Genomic DNA, 19,268 nt, shown 5'->3' with positions numbered 1-19,268 from the left:
TCATAGGAATGGGTTTATATATTAGTAAATATTCAACTGAATGAAAATATTCAGCTAAAGGATTTTCTGAATCCCCGTAAGAACAGATGTAGAATGGATAGTAACAAAAACTGCGGGGAAAGAAAGAACCTTTTCCCGCAGTGAATAACCGGTACGTTAAAAATTACGCGTTCATCATGCTAAAAGCTCCTTCGGAATCTGCAAAAAAGTTGTTATAGAGAACTTCGGTATATCCTACATGGATTTCGTAAGTATCATTAGTGAGAGCATTTACAAAACTGTCTGCAACCTCTGAAGCAGGGATGCCATTTTCTCTGCCCCCAATTTCTGCTGAAAAATCAGTATTGACAAGAGGCGGCATCAATTCAAAAACTTTAACAGAAGTGTCTTTTGCCAGCTCATGCCTTAATATTTTAGTGTAAGAATGGAGTGCTGCTTTAGAATCGGAATAAGTAGGAACGTGGGAACCCGGAGCAAATGCTACAATAGAAGAAACATTTACAACTGCAGCGTTTTCCTGCTGTTTTAATAATGGCAGTAACTTTTCAGTCAGACGGATGGGGGCAAAATAATTGGTTTCAAATTCAGCAACTGCCTTGCTATATGTGTCTGATGTATCAGAAATGGTATAGGCATAGGCATGTCCGGCATTGTTGATCAGGATGTTCAGTCCGCCGAAATTCACTTTAATTTCCTCGATCAGATGGTTTATATCTTGTTCATTGGTAATATCTGCCTGAATAGTAAAGACATTTTCAAGACCTTTTGCTGCTGCATCAAGCTTTTCTTTATTTCTTCCTGCAATAATAATCTTGTTTGTTGTGTTCAATGCTTTTGCAATTTCTAATCCGATTCCTGAGCCACCGCCAGTAATTAAAATCGTGTTGTTGGTAATGTTCATAACATTTTTGGTATTAAATTAATAGGTATTTTAAATTGTACTAAATGGTACATAATTGAATAAAAAATTTTAATTTAGTATTTTAAGATTCATTTCAATAATGCTTTTAAGAATTTCCGGTGAGCCTTCCATTCTTCTCGTAACATGGATCCCGTTCCATAAATTACTTAGGTACCAACCGATCAGTTCCGGATCTTCAGTGTTGGTAATCTGTCCGTCTGCCTGTGCACTTTTGATGGCTTCTGCAAACAGAGCCTGTAATTTTTTCAGCAATTGGACTGTGATTTTTTTTATTTCATGATCCTTCTCAGAAAGCTGAACCAAGGCATTTCCTAAATAGCAGCCACGTTCTTTATCGCAATCAGAAGCGTCAGCAAGATTCAGGAAAAACTGTCTGATGAATTGTATTTTATCCTCAGATCCTGAAATGCTGGCTGAAAGTTTTTTATACAAATGCTCTGAAAACTGAGTGATAGAGCGAATATAGAGTTCCCGCTTTCCACCTTTGAAGGCAAGATAAAAACTGCCTTTCCCAATACCCATAGCGCAGAGTAACTCATCAGCTGAAGCTGTATCATAGCCTTTGTCTCTGAAAACTTCAGTTGCTTTTGCAACAGCTTCCTGTTCGTCAAATATTTTAGGTCGTCCTGCCATTGGGATTTATTTTCCAAGACAAAGGTATGTAATTGTACTATTTGGTACAAAATTATTTTCTCAATAAGTTTTATAGCCTCTGTCGATTATGTGAATTAATAAATAGTGTAAAAATGATTCATCTTATAGATCTAAAGTCATAAATACAGCAGTTTCCTCCGGATTTTCATAGAGTCTTGTATTGATTCCCGTAATGCCAAATCCCATCCTCTTGTAAAATTGTATAGCCGGATAATTGGTATTCTGTGTTTCAAGCTCAATGATTCTGCAGTTTAAATGTCTGGCTTTCCGGACAGCATTTTTGATCAGCTGTGCCCCGGTTCCATTTCTTCTGAATTCTTCATTGATCAGAATATTCTCAATGTAAAAGCTGTTGTTCCATGTCCGGTGCTCACAGATGATCCAGCCTATCAATTCATTATCTTCAAAAGCTCCGAAAGAATGTTCTTTTTCAATGATTTCATTAATTTCATCAAGCTCATCCGGATGGGTTGCCCAAATCTTAGAGTAGGGCATAGGTTTTTCTTTTAATACAAATTCAAAAGAACCGCCATATTCAATAAAAGAAATGGACAGGATTTTATCTGTAGTGTATCCGTTAAGTCCCCAGTGTAGGGTAGGGTTTTCAGTCAGTTTTTCTAATTTTTTTATTTCCATGGAATAGCGGAATGCGATTGAGTTTTATTGAATTTCTGTACAGATTTCTACTAAATAATGATCAGGATCTTTGATATAGGCTACCTTTTGTCCCCAAGGTTTTACTGCAATATCTTCATAAAGAACCGCTCCGTTTTTAACCGCTTTATCTACAAGTTTTTCAACATCATCTGTTGCGAATCCCAGCTCAATTCCAAAAGGTTTCTCTTCAGATTTGGAAGACAAAAATCCCTGCTTTATATTCGAGCTGGCCAGATTTAAGGATGCAAAAGAAAGGCTGGTTTCTCCGGTAAGAAGTTCTCCGTAATCTTTTTCAGGAGTGATAAATTTAATCGCCATATCAAATGTCTGGTGATAAAAATCCATTGATTTTTCCACATCTTCAACATATAAAATGACGTATTTGAACTTGATCATAATAATAGTTTATTTTTTATTTAAAATATATTCTTCGTCAGTGATCAGTTCCACAAAAGGACCATTTCGCGGATAATATTCCATTCCTCCAAAATGCCCGAAGTGAAGCTGATATTTCTGATCCAAGTGGCGGACCTTGTTTCCGAAAGCGTTGAGGTTGACATTTTGAACTGCATTTTCCAACTGTCTTCCGTTGGAGAAAAAAAGCATCAGATTGGAATGTTGTTTAAAATCGCAATCATAATAATAAAACACCTGAATATTTTCTTCATTACATATTCGGATAAGATCATTGATCAGATCTTTTTTGCTTGCTGCCGGCAGATTGCAGTCAATCCGCACAGAACGGTTTTCAGCATTGTTTTTCTTGAAATCGGAACCTGTTATTTGCATAAACTTATGCTCTATAGTCTCAGAATTTTTCTTTTCCGGACTGAACATTATGCTTGATTTTACTTCAAAAGGCAGATCAACCATAACTGCATTGTGATGAACCAGCATTTGTTCTACTTCTGAAATGAACTGGAAATGCTCATCAAAAAGGGTATAATCACCTGTTGATATCAATAATTGGTTCTCATTGATTTTGATATCTAAATACATCCTTTTAAAACGGGAATGCAATTTTTCCAGTTTGTTAATGAGGTTTTCGGAATGATCTATTGAAACCCTGGCTTCCAGTTCAGCCGGATTGTCAGCATGCTCTCCAAATCCTTTGAGAAATTTGAAAAACTGAAAGCTATATACATTTTCTGGGAATTTAAAATACCAATATACTCCTAAAATCATTTCTGCACTTATTGGTTTAATAGACGGTTCTCAAATTTAAAGAAAATTTCACACTCCAAAACTTTCAAAACCCGTAAATTTGTGGTCAACAAAAATTTACTAGATGCTTAGGAAAATTTCAATTGCGGCAGCGGCTTTATTGTCCGTAATTACAATCAATGCTCAGAAGAACAAAAATTCTCAGTTAGAAAGACCCAAATTAGTCGTAGGATTAGTGGTAGACCAGATGAGGTGGGATTATTTGTACCGTTTTTACAGTAAATACGGAAACGATGGTTTCAAAAGACTCCTGAATACCGGATATTCTTTAAATAACGTTCATATCAACTACGTACCTACTGTTACGGCTTTGGGACATACCAGCATCTATACGGGTTCTGTACCTGCGATCCATGGTATTGCCGGAAATGACTGGACGGATAAAGAAACCGGAAAAAATGTGTACTGTACAACGGATGAAAATGTTCAGCCTGTAGGAACAACCAATACAAAAGTAGGAAGTCATTCTCCAAAAAATCTTTGGTCTACCACGGTAACAGACGAATTAAGACTGGCTACCAATTTCCAGGGAAAAGTGATCGGGGTTTCATTAAAAGACCGTGCATCCATCCTTCCTGCTGGCCATACTCCGAACGGAGCTTTCTGGTTTGATGACAGTACCGGAAACTTTATTACAAGTACATGGTATATGAACGATTTGCCTCAATGGGTTAAATCTTTCAATTCGCAGAACCTGCCTGAGAAATTAGTGGCAAATGGTTGGAATACTTTGCTTCCGATTAATCAGTACACGGAAAGTTCTCCTGACAATTCTTCTTGGGAAGGTCTGCTGGGAAGTGCAAAAGCTCCTGTTTTCCCTTACAGCAATTTAGCACAGGATTACCAGGCAAAAAAAGATAATATCCGCTATACACCTTTCGGAAACACACTCACACTGAAATTGGCAGAAGCCTCTGTAGAAGGTGAAAAGTTAGGAAGTGATCAGATTACCGACTTTTTAGCGATCAACCTGGCTTCTACAGATTATGCAGGTCATAAGTTTGGCCCGAATTCTATTGAAGTGGAAGATGTTTATTTAAGGCTGGATCAGGATCTGGCTCAGTTTTTCAGTTATCTGGATTCAAAGGTAGGAAAAGGGGAGTATACTGTTTTTCTTTCTGCTGACCACGGTGGAGCTCATTCTGTAGGATTCCTGAAAGAACATAAAATTACTACAGGATTCTTTGGAGAAGGAATGGAAAAAGATATCAATCAGAAGCTGAAGGATAAATTCGGAGTTGACAAGCTGATCAATGCGATAGACAATTATCAGATCTATTTTGACAGAAAGCTGATGCAGGATAATAAAATTGAACTGGATGACCTGAGAGACTTCACGATCAAAGAACTACAGAAAGATCCTACCGTTTTGTACGCGGTATCTGTAGATGAAGTTCAGGAAGCTACTATTCCGGAGCCTATTAAACAGAGAATCATCAATGGGATCAACAGACAGAGAAGCGGAGATATTCAGCTGATTTCTCACGATTCCATGCTTCCTCCATATTCTAAAACAGGAACTACCCACAGTGTATGGAATTCTTATGATGCACACATACCATTGATCTTTATGGGATGGGGAATCCAGAAAGGAGAAAGTAATAAGCCTTATAATATGACGGATATTGCACCTACCGTTTCATCATTACTGAAAATTCAGTTCCCGAGTGGAAATATAGGAAACCCGATTACAGAAGTTATTGGAAGATAAAATCACAAAAAAGCATTCTGAAAAGGATGCTTTTTTTTATTATCATTCATAGCTGATCATCTATGATCTTATCAGTCTCTGAATCTCTTTTCTGTATTTTAGATTCTGTTTCCTTACCCTGAAAATTAAAAAAAGCAACAAGGCAATGATAAGAATACTTAGAACTGTAATAACTATCGTGACATAGTGATAATAAATCTTCATTTCACTGCTTTTTTTAAGAGTTTTCAGATTATGGTCATCAATTGAATGGTTAATGGAGCTAAGCTCATTCTGTTCCCGCTGAAAACGCATTTCAAAATATTTTTTACTGTAATTCTGATAAAGATCTGGCTTTCCCAGGGCAAGGTAATTTTCAGACATTTCTTTGTATATGCCTTCATTGAGGATAAGATCACCGGTATTTTTACTGAGATCTTCAGCTTTAATCAATAATTGAAGAGCTGTTTCATGCTCTTTCTTCTGTTTATACATTTCTGCCATTCCTTTTAAAGCAAATGCTTCCAGACTTTTGGCTTTGTTTTTTTGTGCATATTCTGCAGACCGGATAAATGCCTGATGAGCTTTTTCATGCTGGGCCAGATTAAGATAACAATACGCGATATTGTAATAGACCACACTCATATTAGAATAAGTGGTCTGAGTATGTTTTATCTTTTCAAAATTTTGAATGGAGATCAGAAACTTTTCCAGGGCAATTTCAGGATTCGACTGGCTTTTATAGATCATTCCGCGGATAGCATAGCTTCTTGCCGTTTCAATATATTTTTCAGGAAGATTATCCGGAATTTTAGTCAGAAATTGGTCTGCTTCATTAAGGGTCTCAAGGCTTTTGCTGAAAAGTTCCATCTGTTGATACTGTATGGCAGCCGATATCAGAACGCTGGTGCGGACCTTTACATCATTCGTTTTCTGTGCGGCTTCTTTAGCCTTTAAAAGATACAGTAAAGACTGGTCGAAATCCCTTTTGGCAATATTAGCGGTAGACAAAAGCTGGTAAATGCTAATCTGCTTATGGACATCATGCTCTTTTCCAAGAAGGTCTTTTCCAATCCTGATGGTATTGTCCGGATTATCATAGATCTCAATGCGGGCCTTTCTCATCAGAGAATCAAAAGTGATTTTCTGGCCGGAAACTACCATATGAAAACACAGAAAAATTACCATAATGATTTTTAATACATGTTTCATAATGTTCTGCTTTTACTGATTTCCTGGATATAAACGTTCGGGGACATTCCGGTTATGGACTTAAAGACCGTTGTAAAGGCGCTGTGCGAGGAAAATCCCGAATACTCTGCCAGATAGCTGACTTTATAATTAAGATAAACAGGATTCGTTTTCAGCAGACGGGCGATATAATTGATCCTTAATTCGTTAATATAGCTGTTGAAGTTTTTTCCTTTACTGTTATTGATCACTTCAGAAAGATATTTTGTGTTTACGCCCATTTGTGAAGAGAGTACAGAAAGCGTCATGTTTTTGTCTAAATAACGTTCCTGCTTTTCCCATTCTTCCAGTTTCTGTAGGATTTCATCTTCCTTTTCCTTAGAGATTTTATTCAGATCTTTTTCGGTGGCCTTAGTGGCAGATATCTGTTTTGAAATATCCTGAACTTCTTTCTGAGAGGCCAGTTCCAGCTTTTTCTGTTTTTCAAAAAATTCAGACTGTTTTTTAAGGTCTTTATGATTGCTTTTCAGAACCAGAAAACAGGCCAGAAGACTGATAATAATGAGCAGAAATCCTGCGGAAATCCCACTTATCTTTTTCAGCTGTTTTTGATTTTGAAATTCAAGATTATTATTCTGATTGGTTTCTACCAGCTTTACAATATAGCGTATGCCTTCTTTGGTGTTTGAATCTATTTTAGTTCGAAGTTCTGTATAGAGTTTGTTGTACTGATGGTATTTTTCATCATTCCCAAGAACAAGATAGTTTTTGGACAAAGATTCATAGATCTTTACTTTTAAGTTGTTATAAGGAATGTCTTCTATTTTTGAAAATCCTTTTTCAAGGATTTCGATAGCAGTGAGATAATCTTCTTTTAAAAAATAATATCGTGACAGGTTTTCATAAGCAAATGCCTGAAGAAAGTGGTAATCTTTATTTTTTTCAGTCATTGCAAGTGTATTGTCCAGAATGGATTTAGCTTCTTCCAGTTTGTTTTCTTTCATTAAAAAAGAGGCTCTGAAAATCCTGTTCTCTGTTTTTAAGATCTGATTTTCCTGATTATTAAAGCTGAGATAATGGTCACTTTTGCTGAGGTTTTCCTGGGCATTCTCATAATTTCTGTTGATACCGAAGTTAATAGCCTGAAGTTGATAGAGTTTAGCTGTAATGCCATTCATCCTCGGATTGTCACCTTTTAATAATTTAGGGTCAGCTAAAAGCCTGGAAATAATCTGTTGCGATTGGTTGTAAAGATCCAGGTTCTGGTACTGGTCTGCAAGATTATAGTCACCAGCGGCCTGAAGGAAATAAGACAGTTTTTCTTTTTCCTGTGAATCTTCCTTCTGGCTGTAAATATTAACGGACTGTACGTAATCTCCTTTCATGGCATAAGCCTGAGAAATGATATTCTGCAGTACTATCCTGTGCTCCGGATTCTGGTCGCTAATGAGCAGGCTCTGGGAATAGCTGATACACTCATCAGGATTCTGGTATAATCTCTGAAAAGCCTTGTCCGCTAAAATACTGAAATCGGGTCCCGACTGTCCTTTCATAAAAACTGAACACAAAATGATGAACAGAAATTTGATGTTTTGAACCAAAGTACTTTGGCAAAACAATGATTTTTTTTGATTTTTTTCTACAGCTTCTGGATGATCTGTCCTCAAAATAGATTTTTGTTATGTTATTGTATTTTAATTATTTATGTTTTTTACCCTTTTGAATTTCACGAATTATGTAAGCCAAATTCTTTTCAAAAGGTAAATATAATATTAATATTGTTTCAGCCAATTCAAAATATTAAACTTAGATAATTATGAGAAAAAATTACAAAATTTTAATGAAAGCTTTATATGCTTGCTTTCTGTTTGGGTTTGTAACGGCTGATGCCCAGTTGACTGTGATGGCAGTAGGAAATTATACGGTAGGAGGTATCTCTGATGATGGAATTGTCAGCATGCATACAAGTGCCGGCCAGATTTTTAAATGGGATGAGCTGAATGGTCTTATCCAGATCGGCTCTATCTCTAACGGATATCCTGCTGCCGGAAGAACACTGATCACTGCTGATGGAACTAAAATAGGTTCTTCCACAACCAATGCAGCCACAGGATTTAATGAAATATCTACCTACAATACAGTGTCTGCTTCCTGGACCAATCATGGAGGACTTGTTCCAACAGGCTGGGATGGTCACGTAAGTTCTACTTGGGGAATGACTTCGGACGGAAATACCATTGTAGGACTGGGCTGGGTGACTGCCGGAAGCGCACATGCCGTAAAATGGGATGCTACAAACGGAGTTACCGATCTTGGAAGTATAGTACCTAACAGAAGCTCCAGAGCCAATGCCATCAATTCCGACGGATCTGTGATTGTCGGCTGGCAGGATCAGGATAACGGAACCAGAAGCGGAGCAAAATGGGTAAACGGAGTAGAAAGTTTTATCACAGACAGTAATGGTAATTATGTAGGCGAAGCAGGTGATGTTTCTGCCGATGGAACAACGATTATAGGTTCCGCTATGCCCAATCCATATGTATGGAATAGTGTAAGCGGCCTTACATACATAACCCATCCAAATTCCTCAGTCTTCTTCAGAGGGGGAGCAACCGGAATCTCTGCCGATGGTAAAAACGTAGTCGGATTTTTCAGAGCTTTTGCGGCACCTCCAATGTCTGGAGAAGGCTTTATATGGACAGCAGCAGGAGGGCGTGTCAATCTGAATGATTATGCTGTGAGCCTAGGGATCAATACGCAAGGTGTAAATATGGCACTTCCTCTGGCAATATCCGGGGATGGGAAAAGGATCGCCGGGATAGGAACCAATGCATCCGGCCAGATTGTTGCATTTTTCCTTGATCTTTCGAAAATACAGCTTTCTACTAATGAAAGCACCAAAAATAATACTAACATATCCATTTATCCAAATCCGGTAAAAGATGTTCTGTATTTCAAAGGAATTAACAGGATTGATAGGGTGGAAATATACAATATGGTAGGTCAGAAAGTAAAAACATACATTGCCCTGGAAGACAGAATAGATGTTTCTTCATTATCAAAAGGAAATTATATTCTGCAGATTTTCGTGAAGGGGGAAACTTCGCAAAGCTTTAAATTCATCAGGCAGTAAAAGTAAAATTAGAAACATTTAAAAAGACTTGACCAAAAAACTCGCAGAATTTTCTGCGAGTTTTGTTTCTGTTGAATTGAAATTATTTTTCTTCTTCAGAATTATCTTCATCTTCTTCGTCCTCATACTGTTCCAGATAATAAGTGAAGCTGAAATCTTCTGTTTCATCTTCTGCATCTTCAAGAGTTGTCAGAAGATCTTCAAAGATCTCAAGCTGGTCTACCGTCATATTCACAAACTCAATGTGAAGAGGCAGCTCCAATCCTCCGGTAATGATATCGGAAAGGGCATCCAGATTATCTCCAAAACCTTCAGGAAGACTAATTTTTTCCTTTAATTGGGTGTAAAAATCGTCATAGTCGCCTATGTCTGTAAAATCGATATATATTGTCTTCATATTCTTTTTCTTTATTAATTTAATATTGGTCATTGCGAGGAGCGTAGCGACGAAGCAATCTTAAAAAACATCCATGATATTTTCAATATCGTCGGTTAAATCTCTCCATTCAGGGTTTATTGAATTTATCAAATCTAATTTTTTCTGTCTTGAGCCTGCCTTGATTTGCTTTTCCCGAAAAATAGCATCTCCTATTTCCTGAAAAGATTCCCAATAGACAAGTATATATAATTTATATCTTGATGTGAAACTTTGTTCGTAATATACTTCTTTATGTTGTTGTATGCGTTTGGACAGGTTTGAAGTAACTCCTGTGTAAAGAGTTGTATGATTCTTATTGGTCATAATATAAACAAATCCAGGTTTCATAGGAATGTAATCTTATTGATGTAAAGATTGCTTTCTCGCTTTGCTCCTCGCAATGACATGTTTAGCTACTGCTTCTCAAAACTTTTATAATGGTTTTTAGTCAGATAAACATCACCATTTTCCGTAAAGATGATCCGGTCTGCATTTCGGTTTCCACAGCTGTAATTCACATCAGCTTCATAATATTTTTCACCCTGAGGAAGCTTTTTTTCCCGGTTCCCGAACTTATCTCCGCCTATAGCCTTGCCTGGTAATACATCGCAGAGGTTACCTTTTGAAGCATTCCAACCCTGTTTTCTTGCCTCGTTTTTAGTGATATAATAATCAGGAAGTCTGTGATTCTGCTTTACATAATTAATGACCGTTTTCTCCTCTGTGAGCTGGTCAATAGGCTGCGAGGAATGGTTTGCATTATTACTTTGGGAATGTGGAGATTCACTTCCATAGCTTGTAGCCTCTGTTTTTACAGTCTCTGTATTTCCTTTTTTGTCTGCAATAAAATTATTGTAGATATACATCACGGACATTCCGAAAAGAAGTCCCAGACAAATAAAAAATACTGACCTTATTTTACCGTTCATATATACATCTTATCATTCAAAACTAATCGTTTCTCCATTCCTCAGGAATATCACAAACCGGAATAGGATTTATTTTATGCTGAGCTGCTTTATGCATTCTGTCAAAAATTAAAAAGACTTCTTTATCGCGACCCTCATAATCCTCTGCAGTTTTAGTTCCGTATTCTTTTTGAATCTCCTCCAGTTCCGGATATGTTGCTCCGATTTGATCTTCGTCGGTTCTGTCTGCGTCCCAAAGTCCGTCTGTCGGAATTGCATTTTGAATACTTTCGATAAGGTTTAATCCTTTTGCCAACTTATAAATCTCAGTTTTATATAGATCAGCAATTGGAGAAACATCTACACCACCGTCCCCGTATTTGGTATAAAATCCGATTCCGAAATCCTCCACTTTGTTTCCGGTTCCGCAGACCAAAAGCCCGTGAAGCTGCCCAAAGTAATACAATGTCAACATTCTGAAACGGGATCTGGTATTGGCAAGAGCAAGATTGTTACTCCATCTTCCTTCAATATGATCTTCAACGACATCTTCAAAAGTTTCAAAAACAGGAGTTAGATTGATGGTTTTACCCTGAACGTTTGGAAATCTTTTTTTAAGATCTTCAATATGATCCTGAGCTCGGTTTACCTGGTCCTGTTTCTGACGTATCGGCATTTCGAGAAGCAATACTTCAAGTCCGGTCATTGCACAAAGCGTGGAAACTACTCCAGAATCTACACCCCCGGAAACACCTATTACATATCCTTTTACATTAGCTTTTACAGCATAATCCTTTAACCATGCTACAATATGATCTATTACTTTTTGAGTCTGCATTATTTATTTTTTAGTCTATTACAAATTTTTTAGGCGTTTCTACGCCTTTTACATTTTTTAATCCGTTTTTTATCATTTCCACAGCCATTGCATTCACTTCTCGAATTTCAAACGGAAAAGAAATCCAAAATTAATGGTTTTTTTGTAACCATACTATGGTAAATATTTTTCACGTCTTAGCTCATACCAGTTACAGATTCCGTCAGGTTCTGTGAATTCACCGGTTTTTTCAAAGCCTAATTTCTTTAAAATATGATTGGATCCTTCATTTCCGGAATGGGCATGTGCGTAGATCACATCAGCTTTCATGTCATTAAAACCAAGCTCCAGGGATGCTTTTGCAGCTTCCAGTGCATAACCTTTTCCCCAAAATTCAGGTAAATAACGGTAGCCAAGATCGAGTATGTTTTTATAACCATTGATCTCTTCGGTCAGTAATTTCAGTCCGCTCCAGCCAATCAGCAGCCCGGTTTCTTTTTCAATGACAGCAAGCCTTCCTATGCCGTTTTCTTGATATTGCTTCTGAATCATTCTGATTACAGCTAATGATTCACTTTGTTCTGTGAGTACCGGAACGCCGATATATTTCATCACTTCTGGGTTAGAATCCAGCAGAAACATCCGTTCAACATCCGTTTCTTCAAATTTTCTTAAAATAAGTCTTTCTGTTTCTAGTTTCATGATCATAATTATTGTTCAGCTCCGAAAATAGTTATATCAGTTTTCATTCCTTTCTTAATGTCTGATTCCTTCATTGGATTTCCGCCTATATTCAGTGTCTGAAGGGGCTGGATTTTTTGAAATGTCAAGTTTCTGGATCTTATTGTGCTCGACATTTAATTTTCTTAAATTTTTGAGCGCAGTGATATCAACTGCTTTTAGTTGATTTAAAGATAATGTTAATTGATCAATTCTTGGGGTTTCCTTTAACGAAATATTCTCCAGAAGGTTGTTGTCAAGATACAAGGAAGCCAAGCTTTTAAGACCTTCTGCCTTGAAAGAAGATATTTTGCATTCTGTACAGGAAAACAGCTCGAGCTGTGGTAGTCCCATAATCGAAACATTCGGAATGGTATTATCATCAAGCACGATCATCTTGGCATTGCTGAAAAGGAGCATATCATCAGCTGACGTAATACCTTTCTGAACCAGAAACAAATTGGTGATCATATCAGCTTCCAGTTTCTCCAGTGAGCCGTTTTTATTGAGATCAAAATTTTCAAGGACAGCTTTTTCAAAGTTCGGATCCTTAAAATTAAGTTTTTGGGAACAGAACAGAGAAAATCCTGAAATAATAAGGCCGAAGGTTGCAAATATTTTAATTTTCATCATCGATTGTGTTTTTAATCCTTATTTTTGTATACTTAAATTTCATGTAAAAATAATGAAGATTTTTAGAATTATTGCCCTTTCCTCTATTTTAGTTCTCGCTTTGGACTCGTGTAAGAAAGAACCCGAAAACCAATGGAAAGTAGAAGTAAAAGAGTCTGCTGAAAAAGTTGAGATGACGGATATTTCCAAAGAATTTTATAATCAGGACATTCCTCTGGACCAATTTAAGACTAAGTTTCCTTGGTTCCAGGGAACGGTTTCCGATGCGGATTTTGGAAAAAGAAGATCAGACGCAGAAGAAATCAAGATTTATAAAGAAGCGGCTGCTAAAATAGACCAGGCGAAACTTCAGAAGGAACTTCAGCATCTGTTCTCTCATATCAAATACTATTTTCCACAGTTTAAAAGTCCCAAGGTTTACCTTTTTTCATCGGCACTTCAGATGGTTCAGGATCCTATTTTTTATGATTCAAAAGGAAATCTTCTTTTTATAGATATTACCGGATTTATGGGTGATGGCAATGCTAATTACAAAGGTCTCGAACTGTATTTTCAGAAATCAATGAACCCGCAGAATATTATTCCCAAAGTTTCACAGATTTTCGCCGAAAGTATCGTGACAGAATCTCCGGATCATCAGAAATTCATAGATAAAGTTATTTTGAACGGAAAAATTATGATTTTGCAGGATGCTTTCCTTCCGGATACACCGGATTACCTGAAAATGAACTATACCAAGAAACAATACGACTGGGCCGTAGCCAATGAAGCCAATATCTGGAATTATTTTGTAGAAAGTAACCTGATCTTCGGCGATGATCCAAGATTGGTAGAGCGTTTCATTTCTCCGGGGCCATTTTCAAAGTTTTATACGGAAATCGATAATGAATCCTCGCCCCAGATTGGAATTTTTACCGGCTGGCAGATCTGTAAAGCCTATTTCAGACAAAAACCCGAAACTAAACTCGTTAATTTTTTAAAGCTTGATGCTACCAACATCTTTAATGAAGCGGTATACAAACCTAAAACCCCGTAATAGTAATAGTCAAAATAATATAAACCTTCAAAGTAATTTGGAGGTTATTTTTTTGATTTGAAAACTCAGGGTTTTTGCATCTTAATAAAGCGAAATTTTTTTTACATTAATCAGCATTTCCTGATGAAGATAAGTTCGTAGAAATTTTAGATAAGCTGAAGAAGTATTAACTTTGCGGAAAAATTTTAGATTGATATGAGAAAAACTCAGATTACAATAGATGTAGAGTTGGATGAGAACCACATTCCTGAAAATATAACATGGAATGCTCAGGACGGCGGTGTGGAAAAAGAGGAAACGAAAGCGACGATGATCTCTGTTTGGGATGATAAAACAATGGAAGCTTTAAGAATCGATCTTTGGACAAAAGAAATGCCGGTAGATCAGATGAAGATGTTCATTCATCAGATTTTGGTATCTTTAGGGAGTACCTACCAGAGAGCAACCGGAGAAGAAGATGTTGCACAATGGCTTGAGCAGATTGCCGATGAATTTGCTGTAAAATCTGCTATCAGAATGTAATACCAAAACTCTGCACCAATCACAAAATTATATGAAAAAAGCACTTTTACTCATCAGTACAGCGGTATTGTTGGCTGCGTGCGATAAAAAAGCCGAAGTCAAAGAAACCAAAACAATAGATTCTGTTGTAACGGTTGAAAAGCTTCCTGCATCTGAAAATAAAGATATTTCCGGGAAGGAGAAGGTTTCTGAAAATGCAGAAATGGATATCGCCTTATTCAAGGAAAAGGATATTCCGGCCGACATGTTAAAGGGAAGCCTTCACCCACATGATATGGAAGGCGAATCCATCATAGAGCTTGTTCCCAGTATGGACGATTTCATTAAAGGAAATGGCTCGGATATTGCTTATATAGATGATTCCCTGAAAAAAATAATTCTCAAAATCAACGGAAAATTTGAGGAACTTAAAGAAACAGGTAAAGATAAATACGAAAACAGTGCATACCTGGTTTCTTTCACAACCACAGTTCCCGATAAAGTTCCGGAAGAAATAGACGTTCTGGCGTATGCTTTTAACGGAAAGCTGGAAGTGAAAAGAAAATCTGATAACGTTTCAAAGAGCCTTGATTTTTTCATGGGAGGCTTATAAAAATAAAAATATTATGAATTTTAATACAAAAGTAATTCACGGAGGGCAGCATCATGAGTCTGCAACAGGTTCTGTCAATGTTCCTGTATTTTTAACCTCTACATTTGCACAGAAAAGCCCGGGAGTACATTCCGGATATGAATATTCAAGAGCTGCCAACCCTACGAGACAGGCTTTGGAAGACTCTCTGGCAAGCATTGAGAACGGGGCAAGAGGCCTTGCTTTCGGTTCCGGATTGGCTGCCATCGACTGTGTTTTGAAATTATTGAATCCCGGTGATGAGGTAGTAGCAGTAGATGATCTTTATGGAGGTACTTACAGAATGTTTACAAGACTTTTTGAAAAATACCAGCTTAAATTTACTTTCGTGAATTTTGATGATGTTTCCAAAATTGCTGATGTTATTACAGACAAAACAAAACTGATCTGGGTAGAAACGCCTACGAATCCTTTGATGAAGCTGGTAGACATTAAAGCGGTAGTTGAAATAGCAAAAGGGAAAGATATTCTGGTTGCTGTAGATAATACTTTTGCAACACCATACATCCAGAGGCCCATTGATCTGGGAGCAGATATCGTGATGCATTCGGCTACAAAATATTTGGGAGGACATTCAGATGTAATTGCCGGAGCATTGATCGCAAAAGATGCTGAGCTGGGTGAAAAACTTCACTTTATTCAGTTTGCGAGTGGAGGCATTTTAGGTCCTCACGATTCTTATCTTGTTTTAAGAGGAATCAAAACTTTAGCATTAAGAATGCAGCGCCATTCAGACAACGGACTTGCTGTAGCGAAATACCTTGAAACCCATCCTGCAGTGGATAAAGTAATTTATCCGGGGCTGGAATCTCACCCTCAATATGAACTTGCCAAATCCCAGATGAAAGAATCAGGAGGAATGGTTTCCTTCACTTTCAAATCAGGTAAAAAAGAAGATGCTGTGAAATTCCTTGAAAAAGTAAGAATTTTCACTTTGGCTGAATCTTTAGGAGGAGTAGAATCTTTGGCAAATCATCCTGCATTGATGACACACGCCTCCATTCCTGCAGATAAACGTGAAGAGCTTGGAATTACGGATGATTTAGTTCGTTTGAGTGTTGGTATCGAAGATGCAGAAGATCTTATTGCAGATCTTGAGAAAGCTTTTTCTTAACACCTTAAAATAAAATATAATGAGAAAGATCAGCTTTTTTGATCTTAACTTTTGTCAGTCAGATGGTGTATTCACAGGTGAAAATTGCCGACGAATTGTATAGAACAGCTAAAAAACCAGACAGTCTGATATTTGATATAGATTTTAATAAATGCGATTTTTCTCATTATAAAATCCATAGTCAGTAACGAGTATATCCTTTATACCACAAAAATGTTCTGTACGCTTTCATAGAAGTAGGCGAACATGATTTTTTTGAATTTTCCAATGGGAAATGGAATCAGGGAAGTAGGGCGAAATTTACTATTTTGTGGATTCAGGAGGATAAGCAGTGGAAGATGAAAAGGGTATTGAGCTACGATCATCATTTATAATCAATATGAAAAATACCAGAAAAGCTACTTTTGAAGATGTAAATCAATTGGCAGAATTATTTGACGAGTACAGAGTTTTTTATCATAAAGAATCTGATATTCCAGCGGCTGAAAATTTTCTCAGAGAAAGAATAAAGAGCAAAGATTCTGAAATTTTTGTGGTGGAAGAAGATGGCAAACTGACAGGATTTGTTCAGCTGTATCCCATATTTTCATCTACAAGAATGCAGCGCTACTGGCTGTTGAATGACCTCTATGTCAATGATAATTACAGAGGAAAAGGTTATTCCAAAGAATTGATTGAAGAAGCCAAAGAGCTTTGCAGATCATCAAATGCTTGTGGAGTTCTGCTGGAAACAGGAAAAAGCAACGATGTTGGCAACCAGCTATACCCAGCCTGCGGCTTCGAGCTGTATGACTCTGTGAATTTCTATGAATGGACAAACAGGGAAATAGAACAGAAGTAAATTGTGAATGCTCAATAGTCAATTTGTGAATTTCACTTTACGCATCATTCATCAATTATAATTATCACTTATCATTAATAACTTATAACTCGAAAAAAATATGTCTGATTTTCAAAAATATGTACAAAGATATTTAGACCAGATCCCTTCTGGGAACTGGATTGAAGAATTAAAAAAAGTTGGAGAAAAAACCATAGAACTGTATTCTCATCTTACAGAAGAACAGTCTTTTTTTGCTTATGCAGAAGGAAAATGGACACTGAAAGAACTCTTACTTCATTTATCAGATACCGAAAGAATATTTCAATACAGAATTCTGGCTTTCGCCAGAGGAGAAAAAGCTGAGTTACCAGGCTTTGATGAGGAAGAATATGCATCCAATTCTTTTGCAGATAAAAGATCCTTAGAATCTTTACTGGATGAATATAAGCTTGTCAGAAAGTCTTCTCAAATTCTATTGGAAACTCTTGAGCCATCTGTTTTAGCTAATATAGGGACAGCTAATGGAAATCAGATTGCTGTAGAAACCATTGGGAAACTGATCGTAGGGCACAATTATCACCATTTGAGTATTATTGAGGAAAGATACCTTCCTGAATTGAAATAGGTTTTAGGTTTATAGAATCAACAATCAGGAACAAAGAGATAAGATCCATGATCCATGAGATAATTCGTGAATGATGTTTAATTTCAATAGAAACGGGCTTTAGCCCGTTTTTTTGGGAATATGGCTTTAGCCAAAACATAGATTAAAAAATATTATTTTTGGTTAAAACAACACAAATGTCATTTATTAAAATTTATATTCATCTTGTTTTTTCCACAAAAAACAGAGTTCCACATCTGGATACATTTGATTTAAGGGTTAAAGTCTGGAAACATATCAAAGAAAATGCTTCTCAAAAAGGAATTTATTTAGATATGGTTAACGGTTATTCAGATCATTGCCATTGTTTGATTTCACTGGGATCGGGGTCAGAATATGGAAAAAATAGTACAATTGCTAAAGGGAGAATCTTCTTTTTGGATTAATAAAAATCAACTTACTCGGGAAAAATTTTCATGGCAGGATGAATATTTTGCCGTTTCTGTTTCGGAATCAAAGATTGGGGCTGTGAGAGAATATATTAAGAATCAGGAGAAACATCATCAGAGAAAAAGTTTCATAGAAGAATATCAGGAATTTCTTGAAAGGAATAATTTCTTATAGGTTTTGGCTAAAGCCAAATGTTATGGAATCTTATTTTAAACGGGCTAAAGCCGTTCCTATTGAATTTTTATATACATTTTCTGTCAAAAGCTTGTACATCCTTTTAAGAGACCAATATATTCAATAGAAATGGGCTTTAGCCCATTCAACAAAAGAAGACCTATTATTCAGGCTTTAGCCCAATTTAAATTCATCTAAACAAAAACATTTATCCCATATTTTTTGGCTGAGCCTTCCCGTTTTTTTACCTTTATACAGGTTTTTATGCCTTATTACATTATGGAAAACATTATCGAAATACTAAAATCCGGCGGAACGATTCTTTATCCTACAGATACCATCTGGGGAATTGGTTGTGATGCCACCAATATAGAAGCTGTCAATAAAATATTTGACATCAAAAAAAGGGAAAAAAACAAATCCATGATCATTCTGGTGGAGTCTGAAAAGAGACTTCAGGATCTTGTGGATGTTCCGGAAATGGCTTGGGAAATTATTGACCTAAGTGAAAAACCGGTCACCATTGTTTATGAAAATCCCCGCGGACTTCCCAAGGAACTGCTGGCTGAAGACGGAAGTATCGGAATCAGGTTGGTGAAAACGGATTTCTGCAGAAAGCTGATCACTAAACTGAATAAACCTCTGGTTTCCACTTCTGCCAATTTCAGTGGCGATAAAAGTCCCTTGAAGTTTTCGGATATTTCGCCGGAAATCATTAAACTGGTAGATTATGCGGTAGAAGAAGACAGAGAAAAGATTTCAAAATATTCTGGTTCTTCAGTAATAAAAATTTGGAGTGACAACAGGATTAAGGTTCTTCGTGAATAAAATCCTGTAATAATTCTTTCAATTTAAATCTTGTCAATATATATCGGCAGGATTTCTTTTTTTTAATTTCTATCTTTGCATTCTTTAATATCAGAAAAAGTACTGGAGAAGTTTTCTGA

General features: G+C 36.7%; 22 protein-coding genes and 1 pseudogene. 10 read left to right on the top strand and 13 right to left on the bottom strand.

The window, feature by feature from the left end; all coding sequences use genetic code 11:
- Window positions 1–163: 163 nt before the first annotated feature.
- From DRF60_RS04160 to DRF60_RS04140, 5 genes are all read right to left on the bottom strand, one after another.
- Window positions 164–901, bottom strand: coding sequence for an SDR family oxidoreductase (locus DRF60_RS04160; protein WP_116010865.1), 738 nt, complete (start codon window positions 899–901; stop codon window positions 164–166).
- A 69-nt stretch (window positions 902–970) separates the two neighbouring features.
- On the bottom strand, window positions 971–1,555 hold the full coding sequence (locus DRF60_RS04155) for a TetR/AcrR family transcriptional regulator (RefSeq protein WP_116010864.1): 585 nt from the start codon (window positions 1,553–1,555) through the stop codon (window positions 971–973).
- A 123-nt stretch (window positions 1,556–1,678) separates the two neighbouring features.
- The gene (locus DRF60_RS04150) at window positions 1,679–2,212 is read right to left on the bottom strand and encodes a GNAT family N-acetyltransferase (protein ID WP_116010863.1); all 534 of its coding nucleotides are present in this window, start codon (window positions 2,210–2,212) and stop codon (window positions 1,679–1,681) included.
- Window positions 2,213–2,236: 24 nt separating this feature from the next.
- Window positions 2,237–2,629 (bottom strand): VOC family protein, encoded by a 393-nt coding sequence (locus tag DRF60_RS04145; protein WP_116010862.1) that lies wholly within the window; start codon window positions 2,627–2,629, stop codon window positions 2,237–2,239.
- 9 nt (window positions 2,630–2,638) lie between these two features.
- On the bottom strand, window positions 2,639–3,418 hold the full coding sequence (locus tag DRF60_RS04140; protein ID WP_116010861.1) for a hypothetical protein: 780 nt from the start codon (window positions 3,416–3,418) through the stop codon (window positions 2,639–2,641).
- 103 nt (window positions 3,419–3,521) lie between these two features.
- Between DRF60_RS04140 and pafA the strand changes: the two genes are divergently transcribed.
- Window positions 3,522–5,168, top strand: a complete 1,647-nt coding sequence (gene pafA, locus DRF60_RS04135) for an alkaline phosphatase PafA (RefSeq protein WP_116010860.1) — start codon at window positions 3,522–3,524, stop codon at window positions 5,166–5,168.
- 60 nt (window positions 5,169–5,228) lie between these two features.
- Here pafA and DRF60_RS04130 read toward each other — a convergent pair whose 3' ends face one another.
- A complete protein-coding gene (locus DRF60_RS04130; protein ID WP_116010859.1) occupies window positions 5,229–6,359 on the bottom strand; it encodes a tetratricopeptide repeat protein in 1,131 nt (376 codons plus the stop codon).
- A complete protein-coding gene (locus DRF60_RS04125; protein ID WP_116010858.1) occupies window positions 6,356–7,891 on the bottom strand; it encodes a helix-turn-helix domain-containing protein in 1,536 nt (511 codons plus the stop codon). Before DRF60_RS04125 ends, DRF60_RS04130 begins: the two co-directional genes overlap by 4 nt.
- Window positions 7,892–8,154: 263 nt before the next feature.
- Between DRF60_RS04125 and DRF60_RS04120 the strand changes: the two genes are divergently transcribed.
- Window positions 8,155–9,471 carry a T9SS type A sorting domain-containing protein gene (locus DRF60_RS04120; RefSeq protein WP_116010857.1) on the top strand — a complete coding sequence of 439 codons (1,317 nt, stop codon included), beginning with the start codon at window positions 8,155–8,157 and terminating at the stop codon, window positions 9,469–9,471.
- Between the two features lie 82 nt (window positions 9,472–9,553).
- Here the strand turns inward: DRF60_RS04120 and DRF60_RS04115 are convergent, their stop codons facing one another.
- The 6 genes from DRF60_RS04115 to DRF60_RS04090 all read right to left on the bottom strand — a co-directional run bounded on the left by DRF60_RS04115 (window position 9,554) and on the right by DRF60_RS04090 (window position 12,967).
- On the bottom strand, window positions 9,554–9,868 hold the full coding sequence (locus DRF60_RS04115; protein ID WP_116011078.1) for a barstar family protein: 315 nt from the start codon (window positions 9,866–9,868) through the stop codon (window positions 9,554–9,556).
- Between the two features lie 60 nt (window positions 9,869–9,928).
- On the bottom strand, window positions 9,929–10,237 hold the full coding sequence (locus tag DRF60_RS04110; protein WP_116010856.1) for a GIY-YIG nuclease family protein: 309 nt from the start codon (window positions 10,235–10,237) through the stop codon (window positions 9,929–9,931).
- Window positions 10,238–10,302: 65 nt separating this feature from the next.
- Complete coding sequence (locus tag DRF60_RS04105) at window positions 10,303–10,818, bottom strand: ribonuclease domain-containing protein (RefSeq protein WP_238640012.1); 516 nt, start codon at window positions 10,816–10,818, stop codon at window positions 10,303–10,305.
- Between the two features lie 22 nt (window positions 10,819–10,840).
- Window positions 10,841–11,635, bottom strand: a complete 795-nt coding sequence (nadE, locus tag DRF60_RS04100) for an NAD(+) synthase (protein WP_116010855.1) — start codon at window positions 11,633–11,635, stop codon at window positions 10,841–10,843.
- Between the two features lie 153 nt (window positions 11,636–11,788).
- Window positions 11,789–12,316, bottom strand: coding sequence for a GNAT family N-acetyltransferase (locus DRF60_RS04095; RefSeq protein WP_238640010.1), 528 nt, complete (start codon window positions 12,314–12,316; stop codon window positions 11,789–11,791).
- 54 nt (window positions 12,317–12,370) lie between these two features.
- Complete coding sequence (locus DRF60_RS04090) at window positions 12,371–12,967, bottom strand: leucine-rich repeat domain-containing protein (protein WP_238640009.1); 597 nt, start codon at window positions 12,965–12,967, stop codon at window positions 12,371–12,373.
- Between the two features lie 52 nt (window positions 12,968–13,019).
- On the opposite strand from DRF60_RS04090, the gene gldB reads away from it, so the two are divergent.
- The 8 genes and pseudogenes from gldB (at window position 13,020) to DRF60_RS04050 (ending at window position 19,149) form a co-directional block, all read left to right on the top strand.
- The gene (gene gldB / locus DRF60_RS04085) at window positions 13,020–14,003 is read left to right on the top strand and encodes a gliding motility lipoprotein GldB (RefSeq protein ID WP_116010853.1); all 984 of its coding nucleotides are present in this window, start codon (window positions 13,020–13,022) and stop codon (window positions 14,001–14,003) included.
- A gap of 195 nt (window positions 14,004–14,198) precedes the next feature.
- The gene (gldC, locus tag DRF60_RS04080) at window positions 14,199–14,525 is read left to right on the top strand and encodes a gliding motility protein GldC (RefSeq protein ID WP_116010852.1); all 327 of its coding nucleotides are present in this window, start codon (window positions 14,199–14,201) and stop codon (window positions 14,523–14,525) included.
- Between the two features lie 31 nt (window positions 14,526–14,556).
- A complete protein-coding gene (locus tag DRF60_RS04075) occupies window positions 14,557–15,117 on the top strand; it encodes a hypothetical protein (protein ID WP_116010851.1) in 561 nt (186 codons plus the stop codon).
- A gap of 13 nt (window positions 15,118–15,130) precedes the next feature.
- Entirely contained in the window at window positions 15,131–16,270 is a 1,140-nt protein-coding gene (locus DRF60_RS04070) for a cystathionine gamma-synthase (RefSeq protein WP_238640007.1), read from the top strand.
- 379 nt (window positions 16,271–16,649) lie between these two features.
- Window positions 16,650–17,111, top strand: a complete 462-nt coding sequence (locus tag DRF60_RS04065; protein WP_116010850.1) for a GNAT family N-acetyltransferase — start codon at window positions 16,650–16,652, stop codon at window positions 17,109–17,111.
- Between the two features lie 100 nt (window positions 17,112–17,211).
- A complete protein-coding gene (locus DRF60_RS04060; RefSeq protein ID WP_116010849.1) occupies window positions 17,212–17,718 on the top strand; it encodes a DinB family protein in 507 nt (168 codons plus the stop codon).
- Window positions 17,719–17,894: 176 nt separating this feature from the next.
- Window positions 17,895–18,321 (top strand): annotated as a pseudogene (gene tnpA / locus DRF60_RS21935) (IS200/IS605 family transposase).
- Between the two features lie 279 nt (window positions 18,322–18,600).
- A complete protein-coding gene (locus DRF60_RS04050) occupies window positions 18,601–19,149 on the top strand; it encodes an L-threonylcarbamoyladenylate synthase (RefSeq protein ID WP_116011075.1) in 549 nt (182 codons plus the stop codon).
- Window positions 19,150–19,268 lie beyond the last annotated feature (119 nt).

Origin of the sequence: Chryseobacterium elymi, from assembly GCF_003385495.1 — a bacterium.
GTDB classification, from domain to species: Bacteria; Bacteroidota; Bacteroidia; order Flavobacteriales; family Weeksellaceae; genus Chryseobacterium; species Chryseobacterium elymi.
The sequence above is the reverse complement of the archived record's forward strand: the minus strand, read 5'-3'. Positions and strand labels throughout refer to the sequence as shown.